Origin of the sequence: cf. Phormidesmis sp. LEGE 11477 (assembly GCF_015207105.1) — a bacterium.
Taxonomy (GTDB): Bacteria; Cyanobacteriota; Cyanobacteriia; order Phormidesmidales; family Phormidesmidaceae; genus Phormidesmis.
In genome coordinates this window covers 1-24831 of record NZ_JADEXO010000037.1, presented here as the reverse complement: position 1 = coordinate 24831, position 24831 = coordinate 1, and the positions used below count along the sequence as shown (strand labels likewise).

Annotated in this window: 22 protein-coding genes, 1 tRNA gene and 1 pseudogene; 9 read left to right on the top strand and 15 right to left on the bottom strand. The window is 50.3% G+C overall.

All coding sequences use genetic code 11. The features are described from left to right. Nucleotides 1-50: 50 nt before the first annotated feature. The 3 genes from IQ256_RS12720 to IQ256_RS12710 form a co-directional block, all read right to left on the bottom strand. Nucleotides 51-524 carry a tRNA (cytidine(34)-2'-O)-methyltransferase gene (locus tag IQ256_RS12720; protein ID WP_193855921.1) on the bottom strand — a complete coding sequence of 158 codons (474 nt, stop codon included), beginning with the start codon at nucleotides 522-524 and terminating at the stop codon, nucleotides 51-53. A gap of 28 nt (nucleotides 525-552) precedes the next feature. Further along, a complete protein-coding gene (gene gshA / locus IQ256_RS12715) occupies nucleotides 553-1707 on the bottom strand; it encodes a glutamate--cysteine ligase (RefSeq protein WP_193855920.1) in 1155 nt (384 codons plus the stop codon). 544 nt (nucleotides 1708-2251) lie between these two features. Beyond that, nucleotides 2252-2334: transfer RNA gene (locus IQ256_RS12710), tRNA-Leu, on the bottom strand. Nucleotides 2335-2496: 162 nt separating this feature from the next. Here IQ256_RS12710 and dnaK point away from each other — a divergent pair. The 3 genes from dnaK to IQ256_RS12695 all read left to right on the top strand — a co-directional run bounded on the left by dnaK (nucleotide 2497) and on the right by IQ256_RS12695 (nucleotide 6761). After that, nucleotides 2497-5319 carry a molecular chaperone DnaK gene (gene dnaK, locus IQ256_RS12705; RefSeq protein WP_193855919.1) on the top strand — a complete coding sequence of 941 codons (2823 nt, stop codon included), beginning with the start codon at nucleotides 2497-2499 and terminating at the stop codon, nucleotides 5317-5319. 82 nt (nucleotides 5320-5401) lie between these two features. Beyond that, a complete protein-coding gene (locus IQ256_RS12700; protein WP_193855918.1) occupies nucleotides 5402-6472 on the top strand; it encodes a DnaJ C-terminal domain-containing protein in 1071 nt (356 codons plus the stop codon). Between the two features lie 73 nt (nucleotides 6473-6545). Beyond that, a complete protein-coding gene (locus IQ256_RS12695) occupies nucleotides 6546-6761 on the top strand; it encodes a hypothetical protein (RefSeq protein ID WP_193855917.1) in 216 nt (71 codons plus the stop codon). 69 nt (nucleotides 6762-6830) lie between these two features. On the opposite strand, the gene IQ256_RS12690 is transcribed toward IQ256_RS12695, so the two are convergent. After that, nucleotides 6831-7415, bottom strand: a complete 585-nt coding sequence (locus tag IQ256_RS12690) for a thioredoxin family protein (protein ID WP_193855916.1) — start codon at nucleotides 7413-7415, stop codon at nucleotides 6831-6833. Between the two features lie 287 nt (nucleotides 7416-7702). On the opposite strand from IQ256_RS12690, the gene IQ256_RS12685 reads away from it, so the two are divergent. Together IQ256_RS12685 and IQ256_RS12680 are read left to right on the top strand one after the other, a co-directional pair. Further along, nucleotides 7703-8470 (top strand): hypothetical protein, encoded by a 768-nt coding sequence (locus IQ256_RS12685; protein ID WP_193855915.1) that lies wholly within the window; start codon nucleotides 7703-7705, stop codon nucleotides 8468-8470. Nucleotides 8471-8665: 195 nt separating this feature from the next. Next, nucleotides 8666-9499 carry an ABC transporter permease gene (locus IQ256_RS12680; RefSeq protein WP_370623428.1) on the top strand — a complete coding sequence of 278 codons (834 nt, stop codon included), beginning with the start codon at nucleotides 8666-8668 and terminating at the stop codon, nucleotides 9497-9499. A gap of 188 nt (nucleotides 9500-9687) precedes the next feature. Here the strand turns inward: IQ256_RS12680 and IQ256_RS12675 are convergent, their stop codons facing one another. The 6 genes from IQ256_RS12675 to gltX all read right to left on the bottom strand — a co-directional run bounded on the left by IQ256_RS12675 (nucleotide 9688) and on the right by gltX (nucleotide 16680). After that, nucleotides 9688-10035: a 4a-hydroxytetrahydrobiopterin dehydratase gene (locus IQ256_RS12675; protein WP_193855914.1), complete on the bottom strand. Its 348-nt coding sequence runs from the start codon at nucleotides 10033-10035 to the stop codon at nucleotides 9688-9690. A gap of 54 nt (nucleotides 10036-10089) precedes the next feature. Further along, a complete protein-coding gene (gene era / locus IQ256_RS12670) occupies nucleotides 10090-11373 on the bottom strand; it encodes a GTPase Era (protein ID WP_193855913.1) in 1284 nt (427 codons plus the stop codon). Nucleotides 11374-11376: 3 nt separating this feature from the next. Further along, nucleotides 11377-11811, bottom strand: a complete 435-nt coding sequence (locus IQ256_RS12665; protein WP_193855912.1) for a secondary thiamine-phosphate synthase enzyme YjbQ — start codon at nucleotides 11809-11811, stop codon at nucleotides 11377-11379. 87 nt (nucleotides 11812-11898) lie between these two features. Next, nucleotides 11899-12999: a glycosyl transferase gene (locus IQ256_RS12660; RefSeq protein WP_193855911.1), complete on the bottom strand. Its 1101-nt coding sequence runs from the start codon at nucleotides 12997-12999 to the stop codon at nucleotides 11899-11901. Between the two features lie 120 nt (nucleotides 13000-13119). Next, nucleotides 13120-15012, bottom strand: a complete 1893-nt coding sequence (ftsH2, locus tag IQ256_RS12655; protein WP_193855910.1) for an ATP-dependent zinc metalloprotease FtsH2 — start codon at nucleotides 15010-15012, stop codon at nucleotides 13120-13122. Nucleotides 15013-15237: 225 nt separating this feature from the next. Then, nucleotides 15238-16680: a glutamate--tRNA ligase gene (gene gltX / locus IQ256_RS12650; protein WP_193855909.1), complete on the bottom strand. Its 1443-nt coding sequence runs from the start codon at nucleotides 16678-16680 to the stop codon at nucleotides 15238-15240. A gap of 375 nt (nucleotides 16681-17055) precedes the next feature. On the opposite strand from gltX, the gene IQ256_RS12645 reads away from it, so the two are divergent. Beyond that, nucleotides 17056-18921, top strand: a complete 1866-nt coding sequence (locus IQ256_RS12645) for a DUF3825 domain-containing protein (RefSeq protein ID WP_193855908.1) — start codon at nucleotides 17056-17058, stop codon at nucleotides 18919-18921. A gap of 116 nt (nucleotides 18922-19037) precedes the next feature. Next, entirely contained in the window at nucleotides 19038-19262 is a 225-nt protein-coding gene (locus tag IQ256_RS12640; RefSeq protein WP_193855907.1) for a hypothetical protein, read from the top strand. A gap of 180 nt (nucleotides 19263-19442) precedes the next feature. On the opposite strand, the gene IQ256_RS12635 is transcribed toward IQ256_RS12640, so the two are convergent. From IQ256_RS12635 to IQ256_RS12625, 3 genes are all read right to left on the bottom strand, one after another. Next, complete coding sequence (locus IQ256_RS12635) at nucleotides 19443-19874, bottom strand: 23S rRNA (pseudouridine(1915)-N(3))-methyltransferase RlmH (protein ID WP_193855906.1); 432 nt, start codon at nucleotides 19872-19874, stop codon at nucleotides 19443-19445. 27 nt (nucleotides 19875-19901) lie between these two features. Further along, a complete protein-coding gene (locus IQ256_RS12630) occupies nucleotides 19902-20576 on the bottom strand; it encodes an amino acid ABC transporter permease (protein WP_193855905.1) in 675 nt (224 codons plus the stop codon). Nucleotides 20577-20665: 89 nt separating this feature from the next. Next, nucleotides 20666-21472, bottom strand: a complete 807-nt coding sequence (locus IQ256_RS12625; protein ID WP_193855904.1) for a basic amino acid ABC transporter substrate-binding protein — start codon at nucleotides 21470-21472, stop codon at nucleotides 20666-20668. Nucleotides 21473-21757: 285 nt separating this feature from the next. Between IQ256_RS12625 and IQ256_RS12620 the strand changes: the two genes are divergently transcribed. Next, a complete protein-coding gene (locus IQ256_RS12620; protein ID WP_193855903.1) occupies nucleotides 21758-22522 on the top strand; it encodes an amino acid ABC transporter ATP-binding protein in 765 nt (254 codons plus the stop codon). Between the two features lie 161 nt (nucleotides 22523-22683). Next, nucleotides 22684-23436: a phosphatase PAP2 family protein gene (locus IQ256_RS12615; protein WP_193855902.1), complete on the top strand. Its 753-nt coding sequence runs from the start codon at nucleotides 22684-22686 to the stop codon at nucleotides 23434-23436. Between the two features lie 15 nt (nucleotides 23437-23451). Here the strand turns inward: IQ256_RS12615 and IQ256_RS12610 are convergent, their stop codons facing one another. Continuing rightward, nucleotides 23452-24279: a DUF1206 domain-containing protein gene (locus tag IQ256_RS12610; RefSeq protein ID WP_193855901.1), complete on the bottom strand. Its 828-nt coding sequence runs from the start codon at nucleotides 24277-24279 to the stop codon at nucleotides 23452-23454. Between the two features lie 185 nt (nucleotides 24280-24464). Next, a pseudogene (locus IQ256_RS12605) lies at nucleotides 24465-24831 on the bottom strand (glycosyl hydrolase family 57); the annotation flags it as partial.

Sequence of the window (24831 nt, the reverse complement as noted above, 5' to 3'; positions counted from 1 at the left end):
GATTTCTGACGATACGTAGATAGATATTTCCATATCACGCTCTTTTCTTATCAAACTGTTTGAGAAAGGTAATCGGTCTGTCTAATGGCTTCGAAAAGGCCGACTGCGGCGCAGACAGAGAGATTAAGACTACGAACATGGCGGCGATCGCTCATCGGAATAGTGGTGACTACGTCGCAGCGCTCTAATACTTCAGCCGGCAGTCCCTTGCTTTCACAGCCAAATAGCAGCCAGTCGTCACTCTGGTGTGTGAGTTGAGTGTAGATGGCTGTTGCCCTAGCGCTGTAGCCAATTAGCTGGCCGCCTTCGGCCCTAGCGTGCTGCCAAAAATCTTCGATAGATTCGTGCAGGTGTAGATCGACATAGGGCCAATAGTCTAAGCCTGCTCTTTTGAGATAGCGATCGCTCAGCTCAAATCCTAGTGGCATTACCAGGTGTAGCGGCGTTTCGGTTGCCGCGCAGGTACGCGCAATGTTGCCAGTGTTAGGCGGAATCTCAGGATTGACAAGGACAATGCTGGGCATGACTTAGAGATATTCAGATCGTGGGTGTTTAGGCGTAGGCGATGGCCGGCGTGCAGATATCTCTGGCAAGCTGATTTTCCTGATGCTGCATTTGGGCGATCGCACCTTGCATTACCTCTGTTGGGCTGCTGGTTTGAGCCTTGTGTAACCACTGCTGAGCCTGATTGCCGTTTCTCAAAATTTGTTTGACTGGGTTGAGGAAGCAGGCAATACCAGAGCGCTTAGCGAATGGATAGACCTCTTCGTAGAGTTGCGATATCCATTCGTGGGCCGTCACCGTTTTGCCCGTCTGCCAGTGACGAAGCTGAGCATTTAGACTTTGCTTGGCCACGGCTTTTTCATTGTCTAACGTAATGGCTACGAGATCTTCAGCTCGGCTTTGGCTAGAAAAAGCGCTGCTGTGCAGCGGGTCTAGCGAGGGTGTTTTTAGCATCTGGTCTAATCGCGCTTCTAGTAAGGCCGTGATGGCCAGTAAGTGCAGCGGGTCAGTGACCAAATCGCAAATGCGTAGCTCTAGGCGGTTGAGATTGTAGGGTCTGCGATCGCCATTGGGCCGCACAGAGCTCCACAGGTGGCGCACACTCTGCATAGTGCCTTTGTCCATCTGCTCTTCTACCCAGCGGATATGGTGAAGATGGCTTTCAAACAGAGGGACATCGGCTGGCGTTTGTGGAAATAGCTGCCAGCGGGTGGAATGAAAGCCGGTGATATCGCCATCGAAAAAAGGCGAAGACGCGCTCAGTGCTAGGTAAAGCGGTGCTTCTAGGCGAATAAGCCGACAGGCGCGGATCAGCTCTTCTAGGTTGCTTATCCCAATATTGATATGGATGCTAGCGGTGACAACATCGGTGCCGTAAGTCTCTTCTATATAGGTGTGATAGGGATTTTTAGGATCGGATCGGTAGAAAGTTGCTGCTCCGCCTAATGGCAGGGTGCTACCAGGAATGATGGTGTAATTGCCTAGCGTCTTGAGATAGTCACGGAGTCTGACCCGAGGCTTGATCAGTTCGCACAGAAGATGTTCGTAACGGCAAAAAGGCGCTGTAGTGTATTCGACGTTGCGAGCATCTGGTTCACGCACGAAGCCATCTAAGGCTGCGACGATTTTGTCCGAAAAGCCGACGACCTCTCCGGCAGGCGTTCCGGTATACATCTCGACTTCAAAACCTTTGGATAGCAGCACAATGGTGTCCTAGATAAAATCGGCACTTTTGAGGTGACTTGGGCGATAGATTTGGTGATGACAGTGGGCGATGGAATGGGCTAAACCTGCACAAGAAGCGAACTGCAAATTTAGAAAATTCTCTCCTTATATATAGGGGTAATTAGGGGTAATTTTAAACTGTGTAAAAAATGACGTTTAGAGCGCTGAATTGCAGAACTGGCACAGCTGAATTGCTAGTTGCGTATCTTTGTTTCTACAGCAGTCTTTTCTACAGCAGTATAGAGCGTCGAGAATACTGCTTTGCTCTGCCTACAGTTCAAGCTCGGCTTTTCATATTGTAGGTTTATGGCAGCAGCTCTCTTGTTCAAAATGTTCAGATGCCGAGAACATCCAGATACCAAAAAGCATCCAGGACGATAGCCACCGTTCTGGATGCTCTAGGATTTTGCCTTTTTAGGATTGGGTTCCTTTGGGCTTTGGTCGTCTTGGGCTTAGATCTTCATAGGTTCCGGTGTTTTAGGAACCTATTCTTCTTAAACCTTGCTTTGACCCTACTTCAGAGTGCGGATGAAAGGACTTGAACCTTCACGTCACGAGGACACTAGAACCTAAATCTAGCGCGTCTACCAATTCCGCCACATCCGCGCCGGGTCATAATAATAACAATAAACGAGACCGCTCTACAACGAGAATCACCTGAGAGCGCTTATGATGAGAGGAATAAAGCCAAAGAAATGTCCAGTGGCAACGGACAAGCGACATTTTTTTATGTCAGATCTTGGTACTGGATGAGGAGAAACGCTTCGGATGGGTAAGGTAGTTGGCATTGACCTTGGCACAACAAATTCTGTAGTGGCGGTGATGGAAGGCGGCAAACCCGTTGTGATTGCCAATGTAGAAGGCATGAGGACAACGCCCTCTGTGGTGGCCTTTAGTAAAGAAGGCGAGAAGCTGATTGGGCAGATGGCTCGCAGACAGGCTGTGCTGAATCCTCAGAATACGTTTTATGCAGTGAAGCGGTTTGTCGGTCGCAAGTATGACGAGCTGTCTGCGGATACTAAGCGGGTGCCTTATACCGTACGGCGTAGTGAATCTGGCAATGTGAAACTGCGCTGCGATCGCCTCGATAGAGAGTTTGCCCCTGAAGAAATCTCGGCGATGATTTTGCGGAAGCTGGCAGAAGAGGCTTCTGGGTATCTAGGTCAGTCGGTCACAGGCGCGGTCATCACCGTGCCTGCCTATTTCAACGATGCCCAAAGGCAAGCGACGCGAGATGCTGGGCGAATTGCTGGCTTAGAAGTCAAAAGGATTATCAACGAACCGACCGCAGCGTCTTTGGCCTATGGGTTGGATCAGCAGTACAACCAGACGATACTGGTATTTGATCTAGGCGGCGGTACGTTCGATGTATCGGTGCTAGACGTAGGTGATGGCGTATTTGAGGTGCGCTCGACCAGCGGTGATACGCAGCTAGGCGGATTAAATTTTGACAAGGTGATTGTTGACTGGCTAGCTGAAGATTTCTTGGAGAAAGAAGGGGTCGATCTGCGGCGCGATCGCCAGTCCCTTCAAAGGCTAAACGAAGCGGCTGAAAAGGCCAAGATAGAGCTGTCTGGTGTGCCAGTGACGGCTATCAATTTGCCATTTATTACAGCTACCAAAGACGGACCGAAGCATATTGAAACCAAGCTGGAGCGATCGCACTTTGAATCTTTGTGTAGCGATTTGATCAGTCGCATGCGTGGCCCTTTGAAGCAGGCGCTAGCCGATGCCAACGTGACGCCGACTCAAGTCGATGAAGTCGTGCTAGTCGGTGGGGCTAGTCGGATGCCGATGGTTCAAGATCTGGTTCGCTCAGTGATGAACCGAGAGCCGAACCGCAATGTCAACCCGGATGAAGTCGTGGCCGTCGGTGCGGCGATTCAAGCGGGTATCTTGACCCAAGAAGTCAAGGACATTCTGCTGCTAGACGTTACGCCGTTGTCTTTGGGGCTAGAGACGATTGGCGGTGTGATGAAGAAGCTAATCCCTCGCAATACGACCATTCCGGTTCGCCGTTCTGATACGTTTTCTACGTCAGAAAATAACCAGACCGTTGTAGAAGTCCATATCTTGCAAGGTGAGCGCGAGATGGTGGATGACAACAAATCCCTAGGGCGCTTCAAGCTGATGGGGATTCCGCCTGCGCCTAGAGGTATCCCGCAGGTGCAGGTGTCTTTCGACATCGATGCGAATGGCATTTTGCAAGTGTCAGCGCTCGATAAGACCACAGGCAGACAGCAGAGCATCACGGTGCAAGAAGCCTCGAATTTGTCTGAGGCCGAAATTCAAGACATGATCCGAGCGGCTGAGGAAAATGCCGCTACCGATCGGCTACAGCGCGATCGCATCGAAAAGCGCAACCGGGCCGAAGCGCTAACGTTTAAAGCCGAAAGGGTATTGCGAGAGGTGGCGATTGACTTTGGTATGCAGTTCGGACGCGATCGCCGCCGCCGCATAGAAAATCTAGTACAGCAACTGCGAGCTGCCTTAGAACAGTCTGACGATCGCGGTATCGACATGTTCCAAGCCGATCTGCAAAACGAAGTCTATGAACTCAACCGAGAAGCCTACCTCTATGACCTAGACGAAGATGGCGAGGGGATTCTAGGTGCGATCGGCAATACCCTCAAACAGGCGTTTTCTGGTGAAGATGACGACTACTATCGCACGGGTGACTATGGCTACGGTGCTAGTAGCGGTTATGATACGGGCTATTCGGCTGGTGGCTATGCTGCGAATAATCCTTACGGCCAGCAAGCCCAGTGGGACGCGCCTAGCTGGAATCAAGGTAGCGGTAGGGGAAATAGCTGGGATGACTGGGACGATGACTGGGAAAGTACTCGTCGCCCTCAAACTCCGCCCGCTGCGGGATATAGCGCTCCTAGAAACGACTATCAACCGGATAGCTACAGGCCGACAGATAGCTATAGGTCAGATAGCTATAGATCAGACAGCAGATCAGATAGCTATGGGCAAGCGCCACCCTATACCCAAGATCCATATGCCCAGAACGCCCAGAACGCCCAAGGCGATCGACGCTTAGCCCCTAGCGATCCGAGCAACGGATACACTCAGGGCAACGGCTACAGCCAAGATAGTTACAGCCAAGATAGCTACAGCCGAGAAAACGGTTACGCTCAACCGAGCACTAGCAATCAGGACAGTTATGGCCAAAGTCGTTCTAGTCAGTATGCTCAAGATAATTACTCGCAAGAACGCTACAGTCAGCCAGCCGCTAGCCAGGACGCCTATGATCAAAGGGGCAGTTGGCAAGACGGTAGTCGGCAAGGCGATCGCCCGCCAAGCGACTACCAACAAAGTGATTACCAACAAAGCGACTATCAGCAAGGTGACTACCCACAAGATAACTACCGCCAAGACGCGGGCAGTTCGGGTACTTCCGACCGCAGCTACGGCCAAGGCAGTTACGGCCAGAGCAACTATGGTCAAGACAGCTACAACCAAGACAGCTACAGCCCGCGCCGTCAGCAATCAGACTATACCTCGCAGGATTATGCTAAAGGGGGGCAGCGATCGCCGCAAGAAAGTCGTCGGCCAGAACGTGAGACTGAAGACGACTGGTTTTAGACCTCTACTAGTTTGTGCCAGACAGCCTGCATCAGCTAATTTCTCTTACTTAGGTTGCGCCAGTTAAGTTAAGCCTTCTTTCATGCAGAATTTTCGGGACTACTATCAAATCCTGGGAGTCTCTCCAGACTCTAGCGCCGAGGAAATAAAGCGCGCTTATAGAGCATTAGCTCGTCAGTATCATCCCGATGTCAATCCTGGTGACAAAGCCGCTGAGGAAAAGTTCAAGCTACTCGGCGAAGCTTACGAGGTGCTTTATGACGCAGACAAACGACAGCAGTATGAACAGTACAGTCAGTATTGGAATAAAGGAGATAGAAAGGGGTGGGGGAGAAAGAGTAAACGCTCTAGTAAAGAGGCTGACTACAGCGCCTTTGAGGACTTTGATAATTTTGTTGAACAGCTATTAAAGCAGCAGCAGGCGAGCGATCAGGTGGTTTCGCGTTCAGTTTCGCGCTGGCCTGCGGCTCAGCCAGCTTCCAAGGCGGCCAGTGAGGAAAACGTTGCCTCACAGACGACTTCTCGCAGTGCAGATACGGCCCGTTCTTCACAGCGGCAGCCCGCTCGCCCACCTGATAATTCGTCAGAACCGAAGCGGCGATCGCGCCCTACCTATCGCAGGCAGGCAGCGTCTTCTTCTAGGCGAGATGCAGAGGCGGACCTGACCGTGCCGATAGAGAAGGCATATGCTGGTGGACGCGAGCGAGTGCGATTAGAAGACGGGCGATCGCTCGAAGTCGACATGCCACCAGGAATGGTCACTGGGCAGCGTCTCCGGCTCAAAGGCCAGGGAATCGAGGGCGGCAATCTGTATCTGCGGATTGAAGTAGAGCCGCACAGCTATTTCACTTTGCAAGACGGCGATGTCTACTGTCGCTTGCCACTAACGCCTAGTGAAGCGGTGCTAGGCGGAACGATCGCGATGCCGACTTTAGGGGGACCTGTCAACATGATGATTCCACCCGGTGTGCAGCCAAGGCAGCGACTGCGGCTGACGGGCAAAGGCTATCCCATTGGCCAAGGTCTCTATGGCGATCAAATTGTAGAGATTGAGGTGGTGATGCCAACGGTGTTAGATGACGAAGAAAAAGCACTCTATCAAGAATTACGCAACATTGAGCGATTCAATCCACGGGCAGATTTACCCTTTTAGAAGATCTGCTTTTTGAAGCTCGTCTGCCTCCCGAAGATACTCGATTTGAAGATATCCAACTAAAACATCCCTCATGCAAACGATCACCCTTAATCTGCCTCAGTCACTTCGCGCTCAGCTCCAGATCTTCCAGAGCGATCGGGGCATTGAGCAGCCTGAATCTGCCATTGTCAAAGCCTTGGAAAACTACTTTCAAACCTGGACGCCCACCCAAAAGAAAGACCCACTACCTACAATGTACGATGCAGAAGATGGGCCTTGTGAAGTGATCAATTCGTTTCGCGAGTAAAGCTAAAAGTCACATATTCAGCTCTGTATGCCTACAAATCAATGAGCTACAGGAATGGGCTACAGGCAACTACGCGCCAAAGTAAGCAGGTTCCTTGCCGGGAATCCACTTGATGTTGCAGCCAATGCTGGGCTTTTGCGTTTCTGGTATAGATTCGCCCGAAACCACCTTATCTAGGGCTGCTCGAAGATCCTTACCATTGACAGGTAGGTCATTACCTGGACGGCTATCGTCTAGCTGACCACGATAGGCCAGTTTGAACTCACTGTCGAATAAAAAGAAGTCGGGTGTGCAGGCAGCAGTGTAGCTTTTGGCGACTGCTTGGGTGGCATCGTAAGCATATGGGAAGTTGAAGTTGGCTCGCTTTACTTGCTCGCGCATGTTCTCAGGACTGTCCTGAGGATGGCTTTCAATGCTATTAGAGCTGATAGCGAGAATACCAATACCTCGATCTGCGTAGTCTTGCCCAATTTGGCCAAGCTGATCTTCTACGTGCTTCACAAAAGGGCAGTGTTGGCAGATAAACATCAGCAGCAGCCCCTTTTTGCCCTTGAAAGTATCTAGGGAAATCGCTTTGCCAGAGATGACATCTTCTAGCGCAAAGCTGGGGGCAGGTGTGCCTAAAGGCAGCATGGTGGATTCGGTTCTGACCATGGATTTAGCCTCCTGCGCTCATGCCTGCCATCACCAAGACGGAGAGCAGTAGACCGGGACTGAGTAGAAGGATAAGTAGAAAGAAGTCGTTGAGTTCCATAAGCTCTTTAGTTATGTAGATTGGTTGCGTGGGTTAGATCGAAATGTTTATATGATGACGAATTTGAGCTTAGATTATGGCGGTTTTATCAGTACAAAGCTAATAACTTTCTGAAAATTAATGTGCTGGGTTTTGAGTTTATGGCTTATCCTGTTCCTGTAAATTTGTATGAATGGGCGCAAATTTCATGGGCAAAACATCAATATGTGGTAAGTGGTTGAGCCTAACTTTGAAAGGAGTGGGCGCGATCGCATTCTCAACAGCAGGCGCATTCTTCGCAATAGGCATCCTACCCGGACAAGCCGCCGAGCCACAGCAGCGCTCTGTACCGGAGCCAACAGAACTAACGCCATCGGATCGGTTCGGCCTCAAGCAGGCAGTACCTGAAGAGAACACTGCCGAAGACCTCAAACTCTCTCCTGAATCACTTTTGCCAGACGGTGACCTGTCCGAGCTGCCTATCCTAGAGCCGTCCGTTCCGCTTGACCAGCCTGTGAGCGTTCCGCCTATCGAACCACTTGAGGCACCGGTTTCTCCGACGGCTGAGCCGACTGAAGCAGTCGTGACTCAAAGTCAAAGTGAGCCTGAAATTCCTCTAGAACCTCCCTTTATCGGCGATCTGGCTCAGCCGTCGACCTCGGAAACAGCAGCCGAGCCAGTTCCAGCAACCGAGCCTGCCCCAACAGCAACCGAGCCCGCTTCAGCGCCGAGCCCAGCAGCAACCGAGTCAGTTCCAGCACCAGCAACCGAGCCAGTTCCATCAGCCGAGACGCTGGCTGATGGTAGCCCGCCCTTTATTTCACCAGCAGCTACAGAGTCGGCAGTTACAGAGCCAGCAGCTACAGAGCCAGTAGCAACTGAGCCAATGCCAGCCACAGTTCAAACTGTCCGTCCTGCCAATGCCAGTCGCTGGCCCGAGCCTATTCCTTTTGGGCAACCGCTGCCAGATAGCTAACGAAAGTAGCAATAGGCGCACACGTCGCGGCACAATAGAAGCGGGCAAACTAGAGCTTTGGCTACTTAGCTTTAGCTCACAAGCCCTGCGCCTTGACCTCATCTTGACGGGGCAAGGTGCTTGGTAAGTGGATGAACGCATTCAACGCCAGCTATATCTATTAATCTTTGGCTGTAACAGGCCAAACTCTCTTCTGTGAAAACTGCCTTTAAACTACCGATAGCGCTTCCTAAATCTGTAACCAAACCCGTTTGGAAGACACTGTTTGCTGATTCCCTGACCGTGTTTTGGGGAGACTGGCTAGATCTAAGAGTAAGGATTCCACAGGTTGCTGCTTCTGGGCTGGTGTCGCCGCTGATTTATATTTTAGCGTTTGGTCTAGGGCTGGGCAGCTCTCTAGATAGGGTCAGTACACCAACGGCTGGAGATAGCTATCTAGAGTTTATTTTGCCGGGGATGGTAGCGCTTTCCTCGATGGTGATCAGCTTCGGTGGAACGACATTTTCGATCTGCGGGGAGCGCCTGTTTTCTAATACGTTTGAAGAGATGCTGCTGTACCCGATTCATCCGCTATCGCTGCACCTTGGCAAGATGATGGCAGGCATCGTACGGGGTTTGATGACGGCTTCGGCTGTGATTTTGGTGGCCGTGCTCTTCACGGGCAGGGTGTGGAGCTTTCTAAATCCGCTGTTTTTCTTGCTGGTTATTTTGAACTGTGCGGTGTTTGCTGGCTTAGGGGTGATCGTGGGCCTAAACGTAAAGTCGTTAGAAAGCGTTGGCCTGTTCAATAATTTCTTGATCGTGCCGATGTCGTTTCTGGGTGGTACGTTTTTCGATCCGACGACGCTGCCCGTAGCGCTCAAGCCGATTGTGTACGCGCTGCCGCTGACGTACACAACGATCGGGCTACGATCTATTGCATACAAGCCGCTGACTGAGTTTCCTTGGTATAGTTTGCCAATTCTGTTAGGGTTTGCGGTTCTACTCTCATTCTTTGGTGCGCGCCAATTTGCTAACCAACAAGACTAGATGCTACTAAGTAGAATTGAACATAGACGGGTAATAAAACTCTTTTTCTGTAACCGCTGCAACTATCAATGTTGAAACTTTGATTGCCCGCCCGCCGATTTTTCGTGATGGCAGACCACATATTTGTCGTAGGAATATGATGGTACGCACGATTGCCTTTCGATACAAACAGGGCTGCGATCGCGTCTTCAATCCTCTTGCTCGTAGGCTAAATCTGTCTTCGCCGCCATAATAAAGTCGTTTTGATGCAGCCCGTTAATCACATGGGTCCACCAAAATACGCTTACCTTTCCCCATTCTGTGATCAGCTTAGGGTGATGCCCTGCTTGCTCGGCGGCTTCGCCAACTTTTTGAGTGAAAGCCAGCGCAGCTTTAAAGTTAGAGAATTTGTAGGATCGAGTCAGCTTCGGTGTGCCGCCTCGGTCGACGATCCGCCAGTTGTCTACTAAGATCCTCATCTTTTCCATCTCCTCTGGCGAGAGCGGCGGCTCGCTGCCTCTGCAAGGAACGCAGGTCTGGCTACTGAGTGCTGTCATCGCAATTGCTGTGTAGTAAGTAGTGGCTTTTTTAACTAGTGGCCTTTTTCTGGCCTACTTTTCGACTCTATAGCCAAACTCTGACAGGCGAGTGCGCGACTGCCGCCAGCGTTCTTGCACCCGCACGAATATTTCTAGATAGACTTTCCCGGCAACTAGCTTTTGCATCTGCTCACGAGCGGCGGTGCTGATCGCTTTCATCATCAGGCCGCCTTTGCCAATCAAGATGCCTTTTTGCGATTTGCGCTCGACGTTCACTGTGGCCAAAATACGGGTAATATTTTCGTCTTCTTCTACTTTTTCGATGGCGATCGCCACGCTGTGCGGTACTTCTTCTCGGGTGTGCAGTAATATCTGCTCTCGAATCAGCTCGCCCATAATAAACCGCTCAGGCTGATCGGTCACCAGATCTGGCGGATAGTAATACGGTCCTGACTCCAGCTTCGTAATCAGCTCCGACTGCAGGTTTTCTACGCCTTCACCCGTCAGGGCAGAAAACTTCACGACTGACCAGCCGTGCTCAGCCGCCAGCGCTTCGTAGCTATGTTTAATCTCAGCCGCTTTTCGACCACTTTCAAGTAGCTGATCAACTTTATTGATGCCGAGGACGACCGGGCATTTGGTTTGGGCTACCAGATTAGAAACAAAGAGATCGCCTTTACCTGCTGCCGATGTCGCCTCGACGACAAAAAGGACAACGTCTACCGAATTAATCGCCACCCGCGCATTTTGCACCAGCACTTTGCCTAATTCGTGGTGGGGTTTATGAATACCGGGTGTGTCTACAAAAATGATTTGAGCTTGGGGCGTGGTCAAAATCCCCTGAAGTCGGTTGCGGGTCGTTTGGGCCACAGGAGAGGTGATGGCAATTTTTTGACCGACCAGATAGTTCATCAGGGTCGATTTGCCGACGTTGGGGCGACCCACAATGCTGACGAAACCCGAGCGAAAGTCAGGCGCGGCAGTGGGAATTAAGCCGCCGCTGATGTTGGGTTTGCTTTTGACCGGAACTTTTTCGTCGGCAGGGTTGGTCAGCGGTGCAATTTCATATCTTGCTTCTGAGCTCGCTGCGGTAGTGTCAACAATTTTGCCGTCTTTTAGAATGAGTCCTTTTTTAAGGGTTTTATTGGTATCTGGCTTGTCTGTGTCTGTAGACACCGCTCGCTGGCCAATTTTTAGCTTTGGTGCAGGCGCTGCTTTTCTGGGTTTATCGAATTTGCGATCACCCGGCTTTCCTCCATCACTTTTATAGCGACTCTTCTTAAACTTTTTTTTCCCAGGCGCTCCTTTGGAGGGGCCTTTGGAGATTTTATCCCAGGGATTGTTCTGATCGCTCATTCGCTAATTCCCGGTAATGTGAATGACGATTTCTCTGGTGTGCGAATAGTCGCGATGCTCCCAGACGTAAAGGCCCTGCCACGTGCCTAGAGCCAGTCGCCCGTTCATAATCGGAATTTGCTCAGAGGTATGAGTTAGCGCTGTGCGGATATGGGCGGGCATATCGTCTGGGCCTTCATCGCTATGACGGTAGTAGTTGCCCTCAGGTACCAGCTTCGACAAAAAAGTCTCCATATCCAACAAAACGTCTGGATCGGCGTTTTCTTGGATGACTAAGCTAGCGGACGTGTGACGCAAAAATATAGAGCATAGTCCGGTTTCCACCCCGGACGCGGCAACGACTTCTTGGACTTTGCGGGTAAAGCGACCGAGCGATTTGGGCTGGGTTTTCAGACGAATGACTTGCTGGTAGTGAGTAGTTTCTAAGGTGGTCACCATAAGACTTTAAAGGGGCCTTTGGAGGCTAAGCGATGTTTCGTCAGTTTATCGCAATGATTCGTTAGTTGAGCTTTGTTAGTTAGACTTCTAGCTAAGTTCGCTGAAGTGTTCGATGACGGCAGCGGCGATCGCATCCTTTCCCCCTTTGTCCAATCTTGCTTGCTTTCGAGGCGGCAATAGATCGCCAGTGATACAGGCCCAGTCGCCTGCAAAAAAGCTTTCTGCGCTCACGATCTGGTGGTGGGCGTGATCCTGGATGCCTTCTAGCAGGTAGTGGGCTTCGGCAAAGTCGTCGCGGGTGATGGTAATAACGCCTTTGTCTAACAGGCAGGCTTCGGAGAAGGTGCTATAGCCAGGTTTGGAGAAAACGCGATCACATACCACCATCCAGTCTACGGGCCGCATCGCGCGATCGTTTACCCGGTAGAGATTGGGCAGCGTTGGCCCGCTCTGATCGAACGTAACAAACTGCCAGTCTGGAAAATCGGCGAGGGCTTCGTAGGGCGTTTTGGCCACGCCCATACCACCGAAAGTCAGCAGCACCGTCCGCTCGGTGGGAATATCACGCTGCATCAGTTGCCGTAAATGCTCGGTGCTGTAGGCTGGCTCGCCCCCGGTGAGGCCAACGTCTGTTTGGTTTGGCAGGGCGGACATGGGTTCGTGAAACGGTAGGCGGAAGGTGCGAGTTGCCTGTGAGAAGCAGTGGGCAATGTAGGCTGCGATCGCCTCAAACCCTGCATACTCATCAATCCAATCTCGGTAGATAAAATCCCAGCCAAAATTACTAATCATCCAGCAGGGGATATCTGCCGCCGCCGCTATCTTTGCCATCAGTGGTGGAATATCTGCTAGCACCAAATCTACCTTTTGCGCTTTCAAAAAGGCCACCTCGTCAGCAATCAGCCGATCTTCTGCCGCTTGAATTGCCTGCACCGCTGCTAGGGTCGCAGCCTTATCCATATTTAGGCTGTCGCTTTGTAGTACACCAACATCAAACGCTACCTTTCTGTGCTCGTACGGTTCCTTCAGATAAGTATCCAGCAACCACTTCGGTGCTTTCGTGGCCATAATCAGGCGCAGTGGAATCCCCACAGACCGACAGCATTGGCTAATTTTGGCTGCCAGCGCTGCTGAGCGCGTGGCATGACCAAACCCGTGATTAGTAATCGCAAAATAAAGCGTAGGCATTAGCAGTTCAACGGTTAAGGGGCATCAGCAAAACCTTAAAAAAGGGCTTACCAATTTTGCTTGGCAAGCCCTCCTCTATCTATTTAACGCTAGCAGGACACTTGCTAGATTAACCGAGTTCTACAGCTGTGGAACAAACCGCTCCTTGTCAGGCACTGTTGTGTACTCACTCACAATTTGACGGAACTCATCGCCATCGATGGACTCCTTCTCGATCAGCAGATCAACTACCCGGTCAATCACGTCACGGTTCTCGCGAACAATATTCACCGTATCTTCGTAGCACTTTTGAACAATCTCGCGCACCGCAGCGTCGATCTTCGCCGCAATCTCTTCAGAGTATTCAGATCGGCCACCCCAGCTACCGCCTAGGAAGACTTCGCCTTGCTCACTCTCTAGAGCCAGCTGGCCGAGATCTTCTGACATGCCGAACTTGGTCACCATCTGGCGGGCCATGTTCGTCACCTGTTGCAGGTCATTGCCTGCGCCTGTGGTGATTTCAGCGTCGCCAAAGATGACTTCTTCAGCCGCGCGTCCACCCAATGCGCCACAGATTCGAGCCTTGAGCTGACCCCGAGAAATTAACATTTGGTCTTCGCTAGGCGTGAACCAAGTCAGACCTTGCGCCTGACCACGAGGAATCAAAGTCACTTTCTGAACCGGATCGTGATCCTTCACCAGCGTACCGATGATGGCATGACCCACTTCGTGATAGGCAATCAATCGCTTGCTCTTACCGTCAGTCAGCGGTGTTCCTTCCATCCCCGCAATCACGCGGTCAATGGCGTCATCGATTTCTAGCATCGTGACTGCTTCTTTGCGGCGACGAGCGGTGAGAATAGCGGCTTCGTTCAGCAAGTTAGCTAGATCTGCGCCTGTAAATCCGGGTGTGCGGCGGGCGATCGCATCCAAAGAAAGGTCATCAGACACCTTCTTATCACGCGCATGCACTTCCAACACTTCGCGGCGACCCTTGATATCTGGCGGATCGACCGATACCTGACGGTCAAAGCGACCAGGGCGCAACAGGGCGGAGTCGAGCACGTCAGCGCGGTTCGTGGCGGCAATCACAATGATGCCAGTATTACCTTCAAAGCCGTCCATTTCAGTCAGCAGCTGATTGAGCGTTTGCTCTCGCTCATCATTACCGCCACCGATGCCAGCGCCACGAGAGCGACCGACGGCGTCAATCTCGTCAATAAAGATAATGCAAGGGGCGTTTTCTTTGGCTTTCTTGAACAGGTCGCGAACGCGAGAAGCACCCACACCGACGAACATTTCGACAAATTCAGAGCCTGAGATCGAGAAGAAGGGAGTCCCGGCTTCACCTGCGATCGCCTTGGCCAGCAACGTCTTACCTGTTCCAGGCGGGCCTACTAGCAGCACCCCCTTAGGAATCCGGGCTCCAATCGCGGTAAAGCGCTCAGGCTTTTTCAGGAAAGTCACCACTTCTTGCAGCTCTTCTTTGGCTTCCTCGATACCCGCCACATCATCAAACATGACGCCAGTATTGGCTTCCATCATGAAGCGCGCTTTGGACTTGCCAAAGTTCATCGCCTGACCCGGACCCCCCGCGCCGCCGTTGGAACGACGAAATAGGAAGAACAATCCACCAATCAGCAGGATGGGGAAAAGCAAATTGCCCAAAATTCCAATCAAAGCGCCATCGTTGCGAGGCTGATGAGAATCTAGGCTGATATCAGACGCCCGCAGACGCTCGACCAGCTCAGGGGCATTGCCTGGCAAATCTACTCGCCAGCGCTGAACCCGATTGTCGATTTGAGGATCGACGGCCTCAATAATAGCGGTCTGGCCGCCTTCATAAAAATCGACGGAAGTCACTCGACCTGCGTCTAGGTAATCCAAAAAGCGTCCATAGGTCATGCTAGTGCTAGCAGTGTTTCGACCTGAATCGACGGGATCTGCGCTACTGAAAGAGCCCTGCCATAGGAAAAATCCAACGACTAGAAGGGGCATGGTCCACAGTAGGGCAGTTCTCCAAGAAAATTTCATAACTCGGTGGCCTCTGTTAAATAGATAGCTCGCAAGATAGCTGGCAAAAATGATTTGTAAAAATCAATCCGCTTCTTATCAGATTGCTAAGCGATTACAAGTTTTATGAGACTTGTGTTTACTAAATTTAACGTAAATCTTCAGGTTCAAGCAATCAATATTCCGAAAATCCGCAGAATGCGAACCTTAGAAGTCTCTACTAGAAGCCGTTCACAAAGCGTAATATTACGGCTTTGCAACGGCTACAGCCGCTTCCAACCTCTGCAAATCGTATTTTTGCTGATGCAAGATTGTCCAAGACTCCACCAGGTCAGGGCCTTGCATATCGCCCATTAACGCCGCTCGCAGCGATTTCATCACCAGTCCTTTTTTGACACCCAACGCCTTTGTTGCCTGGTTGATCACCCCTTTCGCATCCGCAGGTTCATTGATGGGTGTTTCTTTTAGCGCCTCAACGACCGCCTGCATGATTTCAGCCACGCCTTCTGTCTGTAGCTGTGCGATCGCCTTCTCACTAAAATCCATCGTCGGCGTGGCAAAAAAACGACCTAGCTCCACACAGTCTTTTAGCCGAGTCAAACTAGGGCCGATCATCCGTGCTAGCAATGGCAGCCAGTCTGCATCCGCCTCGAAGCCATAGCCCGCTTCTCGCCAATAGGGCATTAGCATCGGCAATAGCGCTTCGGGTGGCTTTTCGTGCAGATACTGACTATTGATCCAATCGAGTTTGTCCCAGTCAAATTTTGCGCCTGCCTTATTCACCCGCTCAAAGCTGAACAGCTTGGCTGCTTCTTCTAAGGTAAATAGCTCCTGCGCGTCTGGTGCAGACCAGCCTAGCAGTGTCATGTAGTTTGCTAGCGCCTCAGCGGTAAAGCCCATCTGGCGAAAATCATCTACTGAGGTGACGCCATCGCGTTTGGAAAGCTTCGCACCCTTCTCATTCAAAATCAGCGGCGTATGGGCAAACTCAGGCACTTCAAAGCCTAGCGCCTCGTATAGCAAAATCTGCTTCGGCGTGTTTCCTACATGATCTTCTCCGCGAATCACATGGGTAATCGCCATGTCCGCATCGTCTACGACCACCACAAAGTTATACAGCGGCTGCCCTACATCTGATCCTGAAGACGCCCTGGCGATCACCATATCACCCCCTAAGTCGCGGCCTTTCCAACTCACGGTTCCTCGAACCAGATCGTTCCACTTGATCTCTCGCCCATCATCAATCTTGAAGCGAATCACCGCCGGGCGACCTGCCGCTTCAAATTCGGCAATCTGCTCAGGCGTTAGGTTTCTGTGCTGATTGTTGTACCGTGGCGCTTCTTTTCTGGCCTGCTGCGCCTCACGCATGGCGTTCAATTCTTCGGGCGTTTCATAAGCCCGGTAAGCAAGTCCTTTGTCTAAAAGTTCTTGCACCTTTTTCCGGTACATCTCTAGTCGCTGCGACTGATAAAACGGGCCCTCATCCCAGTCCATTCCTAGCCATTTCAATCCTTCAAGAATATTGTCGGTGTATTCTGTCTTCGAACGTTCTAGATCGGTATCTTCGATTCTCAACAAAAACTGACCGCCTTGGTTGCGGGCAAACAGCCAGTTGAAGACAGCAGTGCGAGCGGTACCTATATGAAGATTACCAGTGGGGCTAGGAGCGATGCGAACGCGAACTGACATATGAATTAGTGAGTGTTGATAAGTTGAGGCGGCTCGGTGAACGGAGAAGCTATTGCTAAATCAGCACTTCCAAGTCAGCACTTATTGTAGCGAGCTGCGGAGCTCGATTAGCTACTGGTCCACCCATCTGTCGGTTAGCTATCGGCTCGACCAACGTTGATAGTAATATTGGCAGTCAATATCGGCAGTTCGCATAGGTGTAACGCATTCTTTGCCCCGAAGGCATACCAAATTTTTATGAATGTGTTAGCAATAAGGCAGTTACTGTTGCATTTTTTAACAGGATGCATTCTTTGACAGACCTTACAACAGACATAGCCATAGAAATATGCTCTGGGTATTTGAGCGCTATTATCAGCCGACCACCTTCTCTCGATGAGTTCTTTATTCGCGTCTCTTTTTCGATTCTTAAAACGCCTTTTCCGGTTAGATTCTGCTTCTACTCAGCGCAACAATAGCCAATCGGCAAATCAGCGATCTAGGCAGCAACGTCTCGCAAAAGCTCAGTCTGTAAAGGGATCTGAGCCTAAGCGATCGCAAGACGATACGATCGCACCTAATCTAGGCACGCAACATCTAGGCACGCAACGTCTAGGTACGCAGCCTGCCCTTCAACCTGAATCAAACGCCGCGCCTGCATCCCCTGTGTCTGTGGCTGTTTCATCGGATGTTGCCCCAGCGCTAAGGCGGCTGATCTACCGAGCTACCTGCGCTATGCCCAAGCCTCGAATGCACGCTGGGCAGTTTGCTTCCCTACTTAGAAGGCAGGATAGTTCGTTCACCTACAGGAAGTACAACTTCACGAAGCTGATCTATTTATTAGAGGCTGTGCCCGATCTAGTCGTTTTAGATCGCGTCGAAAAGCCTGAAGCGGCCCCTGCTTACTATGTCCGTCCGCTCATAGATATGAAGGCGATGATTTTAGAGGCGATCGCCCCCTATTCCGATTCAGACTGGGTACATATTGATAGCCTCAAGCAGTCAATTTTTGATAAAAATCCCGGCTTTTCTCTACAAACGTACGGTTTTGCAAACTTCAAAACCTTCCTAGAGAGCGGCTCAGCCCCAATCGAATTCAAGCTAGAAGATACAGACTATCTGCGTACAATCGCATCTCTAAACCACAACGGCTCAGCGCCCAGCGGCTTAGGATCTGTCAGTTCGCTAAAGCTGACCTCACCCCCTAAACGCAGACCTCCTCGTCCTGTTATTAGGCCGAAGCCTCAGCGTCAGAAGATCATTCACATCTCGCCCTTTGCCGGATTCTCACCCGATGTGCTGAACCAAAAAGTGAGTGAGTTAGCTGCGATCGCTTTGCCCGAGTCTTGGTACTTCGGCGCTAACCCACCAGACGACTTTGCCTATCCCATCCTCAAAAGCTATTTGCGCTATACCTTCATTCGCCTGCAGCACGAACGTAAAGTGGTCGATAGCCCTAACGGCGAGTTCAAATCCTTCAATACCGGCTTGCTCGATCGCCTGCTGCGCCCTATCTATGCGCTGCTAAGCCCCTATCCTACCAATGCCCAAGTCTGGGATCTTACATTCTGTATCCCCGGTGAAGCCGCTGCTGGCAAAAAGCTTGTTGCCCACTTCAACCATCTGCCTACCGCTGCCAACTACCTCAAAGATCCGTCCAAAGCCTTCTACGATCTTGCTGCTGGCCCGCCGAAAGTCGACTGGCCGCACATCATCAAAGACAACATGGAGCGCCTTCCCTGTGCGTTCATCGCCGAACACGCTCCCGCCAACTTCATTCCGCTCGATACGACAGCCCTAAACGGCACCCAGTTCCACGCCTACAAAAAAGCCTTCGCCGAGGCACTAGACGCCGATCCTATTGCCTATCGAAACTTGGTCAACCGCCTGTCCGAGGCGCTTAGCCGCACGTTGATCAAAACCCAGATCAACTATAAAACTGCTGTTCCCACTTACTATCCCACCCTCAACAGCATTGATTTACTGCTGCCTATCTGCCTAGTCGAAGAAGACATCGCTGACTGCGCCATCGTTGCTCGTCAGTCTGATTCTGGCACCTACATTGGTCATACTATTCTGACGATGCGTCAGGCATATAACAACGCTCGCCTCATTTGCAAGCTAGACGAGCACTGGCTGAGTCGGGCGATGACGCTCAGCCAAGAGAGCTTTGAAGAAGAGGATGATGACTCGGAAGAATTTGAGTCGGAATCAGAGAATTCTGCTGAAGATTCAAGCTTTGTGAACGTTGCGAGCGTTTAATGCGAGCATATTTCAGTGTAGTGATACAAGATTGGCAAAGCCTTCAAAAGGCTAAGTAGACCAAGGCTAAGATAGTGTAGGCGATTGGCTCACATCTAATAATTGGCTCTTTGACTATGGCAAATACACCTGTCACTGTAGATATTCAAATTCTGAAGTCCTTGATAAAGGAAAGCGTCCGAGAGGTGTTGAAAGAGGAATGGTTTGGGCTATGGCAGTCATTTATTCCTGAAGTAAGTGATGCTGAACAAGCCGAAATTGATCAAATGTCTGGTTGCCCCTCAGACTATGACGCCGATGATTTTATCGATATGACTGGCTGGCTAGCCGATGAAGGTTGAGTTCAGCAAAAGAGCATTGAAGTTTCTTCAGAAAATAGACGACAGCCAAACAAAACGTATCAAAGCAAAAATACGATTTCTAAAAGACTCGTTAGAAAAACAGAAAGCATTTCCCCTCAATCAGCTTGCATACGACTGAACCCACCCCGTCATCAAGCGACTTACTCAACAAAATTTGGTTCACTTGTGATAGCTGCCGTTATTCAAAATTGTCTTTGCCCGGTACAGCTGCTCTAGCAGCAACAGTCTGGCGATTTCGTGCGGGAAGGTCATGGCAGAGAGGCTGACCATTGGATACTTTTTCAGGCGATCGCACACCCCTTCTGGCCCGCCAATAAACAGCACCAAACTACCAAAGGCTTCCTGGCCTAGCCACTGAGCGAATGTTAAGGAATCGTACGCTTTGCCATACTCCGTCATCACAACTAGACGATCTTGAGCGCTGATCATGCTCAGCAGTTTATTGGCTTCTTTCTCTTTATTGCTATCTTTGATTTCTACAATTTCAACTTCAGGTAGACGCTTGGCGTATAGGGTAATTCCTTCTTTTAGCCAAGACTTTTTTACTTTGCCTACCGCAATAATTTTGACCTTCGGGAAACTTTGACCCATTACAGCTCGTGTCTCAGCTAGCAGTTGTCATGACGTTGGATTCATTTTGCGCTCCAGCAGAGAAAATACCTGCGAAGCTACAATAGTCAGCAGCAGATAAATTAAAGCAACCGTAATGTAAATTTCAAAGCCGCGAAAGTTTCTAGCTACGATCAGTCGTCCTTGATTTAGCAACTCCTCATAGCCGATGATCGTAACTAGGCTGGTGTCTTTGAGCAGAATGATGAACTCATTGCCCAAAGGTGGAATCATTCTTCGCAGCGCCTGCGGAAACACAACATAGCGCATCGTTTGCGTAGGGCTTAGACCTAGTGATTCGGAAGCTTCTTTCTGACCGGCTTCAATTGACTGAATACCTGCTCTTACAATTTCTGCCAGATAGGCAGATGCATTGAGGCTGAGTCCTAAAACAGCGGCAATACCCCTGTCCATACTGAAGCTAATGCCAAGGGACTGGACAAGTGCGGGAATACCAAAATAGATAATCAGCAGCTGAACGAGTAGCGGCGTACCTCTGAAAAAATCAATATAAATTCTAGAAAGCAGTCGCAGCATGCCTATTTTTGAGAGTCTGGCAATGCCTAAAGCAGTCCCTCCAATAGCGCCAAAGAAGGTTGCAGCGGCTGTGAGCTGGATGGTAACTAGTGCCCCATCTAGCAGAACAGGCAACGCCTCAAGAATCACGTCGAGTGATTTATCCAACGGTAGAACTCCAAAAAGGTCAGGCTAAAAAGATTTTGAGATACGTTACCAGCCATAGAACGTATCTGCTAGATTCTGCTAAACAAGGACTACTCAGCAGGCGGCTCTGCGTCGAACCACTTTCGATACAGCTCTGCGTAGGTCCCATCGGCTTTAATCTCTGCCAGCGCAGTATTAACGATCTCTACATTCTCCGATCCGTCTGGCATTGCGATACCGTAGGATTCTTCTGTGAGCAGCTCGCCAACTACGGTGATGCTAGGAATATTACCTGTTGCGATCGCATCCAAAGTCGCCGGTGCATCGTTAATCACTGCGTCTACATTTCCATTGGCAAGTTCCTGTAATGCCAACGGCGCGTTCTCAAACGTCGTGACCTCAGCGTTCGGCACACTGTTGGCAGTATCCGCGCCAGTTGTGCCAATCTGGACTGCGATCCTCTTACCTTCCAAATCATCGAGAGAATTGATGTCTGTGGTGCTTTCTTGGACTGCGATCGCCAATCCCGCATCGAAGTAAGGATCTGAAAAATCAACCGTTTCCTCACGCTCTTCAGTAATCGTCATACCGCTAATTGCCGCATCAATCGTGCCACCTTGCAACGCTGGAATTAGGCTATCAAAAGGCAAATTTTCAAACTCGATAGTTTTCCCCGACTTTTCACCAATCGCTTTAAACAAATCAATATCAAATCCATCAAGCTCCCCATCATCGCCGACAAACTCAAAAGGCGGAAATCCTGCTTCAGATCCAACCGTCCAAACGTCGCTGCTACCATCACCTACTGTTTCGGTATCTGTATTTTCGGTCGTCCCACCACCGCAGGCGGATAAAATCCCCGCAGCACAAAGCCCTAACGCTGTATTTCTTAAGAAAGCAGAGCGTGTAATTTTCATCGTCAATGAGTCCACTCAAAAAAATTGAATAACCTATTATCTCGTGCCTGTGCATTAGAACCGTTGCAAATGTTACCTAAGAAAACACGGCGTATTAGCATTTCTACCTGTAGGCTAATTTGTCGGCTCTAAATACATTAGCTTTACTACGTTAGCGTTCTAGCATCGTCACCCATATCCAAGCAGACACTGTCCTTAAGCATGTTGAGGATGAACATTGCAACCAGAATGCAGAATGTTAGGCTGTGTTCTATCGACTGATTGTCTTGTTGACGGAGTATTGTAATGTCAGAGCCGATTCCAGCCATCATCAGCAATAATCTCCAAAAAAGCTTTGGCGAGCTAGAGGTTCTACGCGGCATCGATTGTCAGATCAACAAGGGTGAAGTCGTCTCAATTATTGGATCGTCCGGCTGTGGCAAAAGTACGCTACTGCGCTGCTTCAATCGCTTGGAAACAATCACGGGTGGTCGTTTGATTGTCAACAGTATCGACTTATCCCCAGCAAACCTAAGCCGTCGCCGCTTGCTAGAACTTAGAGCCCAAGTTGGCATGGTCTTTCAACAGTTCAACCTGTTTCCTCACCTTTCCGTACTCGAAAATCTGTGCCTTGCTCCCCAAAAAGTGCAGGATCTCTCAAAAAGTGAGAGTCGAGAAACTGCTCGCTTTTATCTGGATAAAGTCGGCCTTAGCGAGAAAGTAGATGCCTATCCCGATCAGCTTTCTGGTGGACAGAAACAACGAGTTGCGATCGCCCGTGCTCTTTGTATGAAGCCCGAGATCCTTCTATTTGACGAACCGACTAGCGCATTAGATCCTGAGCTAGTCGGCGAAGTCCTGTTGGTGATGCAGCAGCTTGCCAAAGAAGGCATGACTATGATTGTTGTTACTCACGAGATGCAGTTCGCTAGAGAAGTTGCCAATCGAGTTATCTTCCTCAATAAAGGCCGAGTCGAAGAAGAAGGCGATCCTCGCAAAGTGCTGACGAATCCAAACAGTGAGCGATTGCAGGCATTCTTGAGTCGGATGAATATGGCTTTAGCTTCGTAGATTTAGTTCCTTATTCTCTAGCTTCTGTAGCTAAAGATACAGATTCCCACCGTTCGACAGATGTTTGCTCAACCCTCTCATGGGCAAAGTAGACCAGTCATATCGGCTGATTTTCAGTCGAAGTGTCTGTATGAGCTGTCCGTGTGGAATGTTTGTGTGAAATGAGAGAGCCGAAGAGTAAAACAGTCGTGCCCGCTGGAATAGCTGCGATCGCACAGCGCTTTTGGAAAGAGAGTAGTGCGCTGCCGCCAGGAACCTGGGCCAACTGGTGGAAAACGTTAGTGATTGGTCTGGGCGTGAGCTCACTGATTGTCTACGGCCTGACCTCGATTGCCATGCGCCAGGTAGATACGGGTCTGCAAGCTTGGGACGAAGCATGGCTCTTGAAGATGCGCGACTATTCCCCGCTATCTTTTTCAAAAGGCGTCACTTGGGAGTCTCCTGGAAATCTGGTGGGTATGCTACCAGTGTTTTTTACCTTTACCGTACTGACAGCCTGGTTTCGCAAGCCAGTAGTCGCTGCCACCGTAGTAGCAACTTATATCGGACAGTTCGCACTGGTGTGGATTAGCTGGGGAATGTGGAGCCGCGATCGCCCCGATCTTATCGCCAATGGTATCGCTGCTCCTAGTCTACATTCCTTCCCTTCCGGCCACGTTGTTGTCTCGGTCACGATGTATGGCCTGCTGTTCTATCTATGGTTTCGCTCTTCGCGCAATCCTATCGAGAAAGTAGTCTCCATACTCTTTGCCATTGTCTGGATAGGATTAATCTCCCTATCTAGGCTGGCGTTAGGGGCTCATTGGCCTAGCGATGTTCTAGCGGGTTGGTTCGTGGGATTGCTGTGGCTAACTACCGTTATCGTGGCTATGAACCGTGCGCTTGAATTTACGAAGCATAAGCCTACTCAATAGGCTTCGGAGTCAGGGTTAATCAATTGGCTCGATACTGCGATAGACCGCCTGAAATCCCATGTGGATTGCGTAGGCGACAAATCCAATTCCTAGAATCGCTAATATCCACTCATCTGTTGGATTGTCATCAAACAGAGCTAGCGCTTCTTCTGTCGTTTTAATCATTGCGGGCTCAAACTGCCAAGCTGCGCCAACTGCATACGCACCGATCAGCACATAGACGACGCCTCGGGCGGCAATGCCAACTCGACCCATGATAGAAGCCCATGTCTTGGCGGCATCGCTCATATGATGTCGCTTGAAGCGTTTACGAAACTCAGCCTTGATTGCTCGGTAAAAGTAATAGCAGCCGATACAAAAGAAGACAAGGCCAACCACGCCAACTAGCAGTCTGCCTATGGGCCTGGCCATAATCTCGTACGCCCAATCCTCCAAACTCTTTTTAGCTTCAGAAGGCTGTTCTGTCAGGATTTCTACGACGCTATAGGCAATACTGGCGTAAACCAATCCACTACAGCCATAGCCAATTCGCCGTACGATATCTGGGAAGCCTTTGCCACCGCTGTGTTCTGGGTCCCAACCTGCTTGGATTAAGCGCCAGAGGACATACCCCATCAACCCAAACGCAATCAGGACGACCAGCACCTTACCTAATGGTTGGATTCCAATAGCTTTGAGGACGCCGGTAGAGCTAGCAACTCCTTCATCGGTGAGATCAAAAGCTTCTGATAGTGCCAGAAGCCCTGTACCTCCGTAAATAATGCCTTTTGCACCGTAGCCAAATCGCGCATAGCTAGAGACCCACTTGCGAACAAGACGCTCGTTTGTTTCTGCTTTTGTCATCTAATATTTGTCATCTGATAGTTTGGCCTGTGGCACAGTGCCCTACAGCGTACGCCTACATCGCGACAGAAGTCATCGTTCACAGGGCAGGCTCTACTGTGCGCGCCACGAAGAGAGATGACAGCGGTATATCTATCTAGCGAGGACTATCAGGGAAATTATGAAGGGTTCAGAAGATAGAGGGTTCAGAAGTCGTGTTTTAAGATAGCGAGTCCACGGCGATATATCTCTTTGGCATAGTCGGTCCATCCGCCTTGACCCCAGTAACGAAAGCAGCTTGTTTGTAGCAACAGGTTATGAAGCAACGCATCGCGGTAACGCAGCTGCTTTCTTAGCACTTCAAGCGGCTCACCCGTAGCAGCTATCTTTTGGTGAAATTGATTGCTTAGCTCTTCCATTGGCGTCAGTACATCGCTGTAGCCTTCAACCCAGCTTCTGTCGTTAGTCCACGAGCCGCCAGTCATGCTGATACTGTCGGCAGCGTCCTTTAGCTGGGCGATCGCATTTCTTACTTTCTCCGATGTGATCTCACCTGCTACCGTTTCCCATAGC

Coding starts and splice junctions, on each gene's coding strand:
- IQ256_RS12675 (WP_193855914.1), bottom strand. CDS start 10,035: ATGACAGCACTCAGTAGCCAGACCTGCGTTCCTTGCAGAGGCAGCGAG.
- IQ256_RS12700 (WP_193855918.1), top strand. CDS start 5,402: ATGCAGAATTTTCGGGACTACTATCAAATCCTGGGAGTCTCTCCAGAC.
- IQ256_RS12615 (WP_193855902.1), top strand. CDS start 22,684: ATGAGAGAGCCGAAGAGTAAAACAGTCGTGCCCGCTGGAATAGCTGCG.
- IQ256_RS12640 (WP_193855907.1), top strand. CDS start 19,038: ATGGCAAATACACCTGTCACTGTAGATATTCAAATTCTGAAGTCCTTG.
- ftsH2 (WP_193855910.1), bottom strand. CDS start 15,012: ATGAAATTTTCTTGGAGAACTGCCCTACTGTGGACCATGCCCCTTCTA.
- IQ256_RS12690 (WP_193855916.1), bottom strand. CDS start 7,415: ATGGTCAGAACCGAATCCACCATGCTGCCTTTAGGCACACCTGCCCCC.
- IQ256_RS12660 (WP_193855911.1), bottom strand. CDS start 12,999: ATGCCTACGCTTTATTTTGCGATTACTAATCACGGGTTTGGTCATGCC.
- dnaK (WP_193855919.1), top strand. CDS start 2,497: ATGGGTAAGGTAGTTGGCATTGACCTTGGCACAACAAATTCTGTAGTG.
- gltX (WP_193855909.1), bottom strand. CDS start 16,680: ATGTCAGTTCGCGTTCGCATCGCTCCTAGCCCCACTGGTAATCTTCAT.
- IQ256_RS12625 (WP_193855904.1), bottom strand. CDS start 21,472: ATGAAAATTACACGCTCTGCTTTCTTAAGAAATACAGCGTTAGGGCTT.
- IQ256_RS12720 (WP_193855921.1), bottom strand. CDS start 524: ATGCCCAGCATTGTCCTTGTCAATCCTGAGATTCCGCCTAACACTGGC.
- IQ256_RS12695 (WP_193855917.1), top strand. CDS start 6,546: ATGCAAACGATCACCCTTAATCTGCCTCAGTCACTTCGCGCTCAGCTC.
- IQ256_RS12635 (WP_193855906.1), bottom strand. CDS start 19,874: ATGGGTCAAAGTTTCCCGAAGGTCAAAATTATTGCGGTAGGCAAAGTA.
- era (WP_193855913.1), bottom strand. CDS start 11,373: ATGAGCGATCAGAACAATCCCTGGGATAAAATCTCCAAAGGCCCCTCC.
- IQ256_RS12620 (WP_193855903.1), top strand. CDS start 21,758: ATGTCAGAGCCGATTCCAGCCATCATCAGCAATAATCTCCAAAAAAGC.
- IQ256_RS12685 (WP_193855915.1), top strand. CDS start 7,703: ATGGGCAAAACATCAATATGTGGTAAGTGGTTGAGCCTAACTTTGAAA.
- IQ256_RS12645 (WP_193855908.1), top strand. CDS start 17,056: ATGAGTTCTTTATTCGCGTCTCTTTTTCGATTCTTAAAACGCCTTTTC.
- IQ256_RS12610 (WP_193855901.1), bottom strand. CDS start 24,279: ATGACAAAAGCAGAAACAAACGAGCGTCTTGTTCGCAAGTGGGTCTCT.
- IQ256_RS12665 (WP_193855912.1), bottom strand. CDS start 11,811: ATGGTGACCACCTTAGAAACTACTCACTACCAGCAAGTCATTCGTCTG.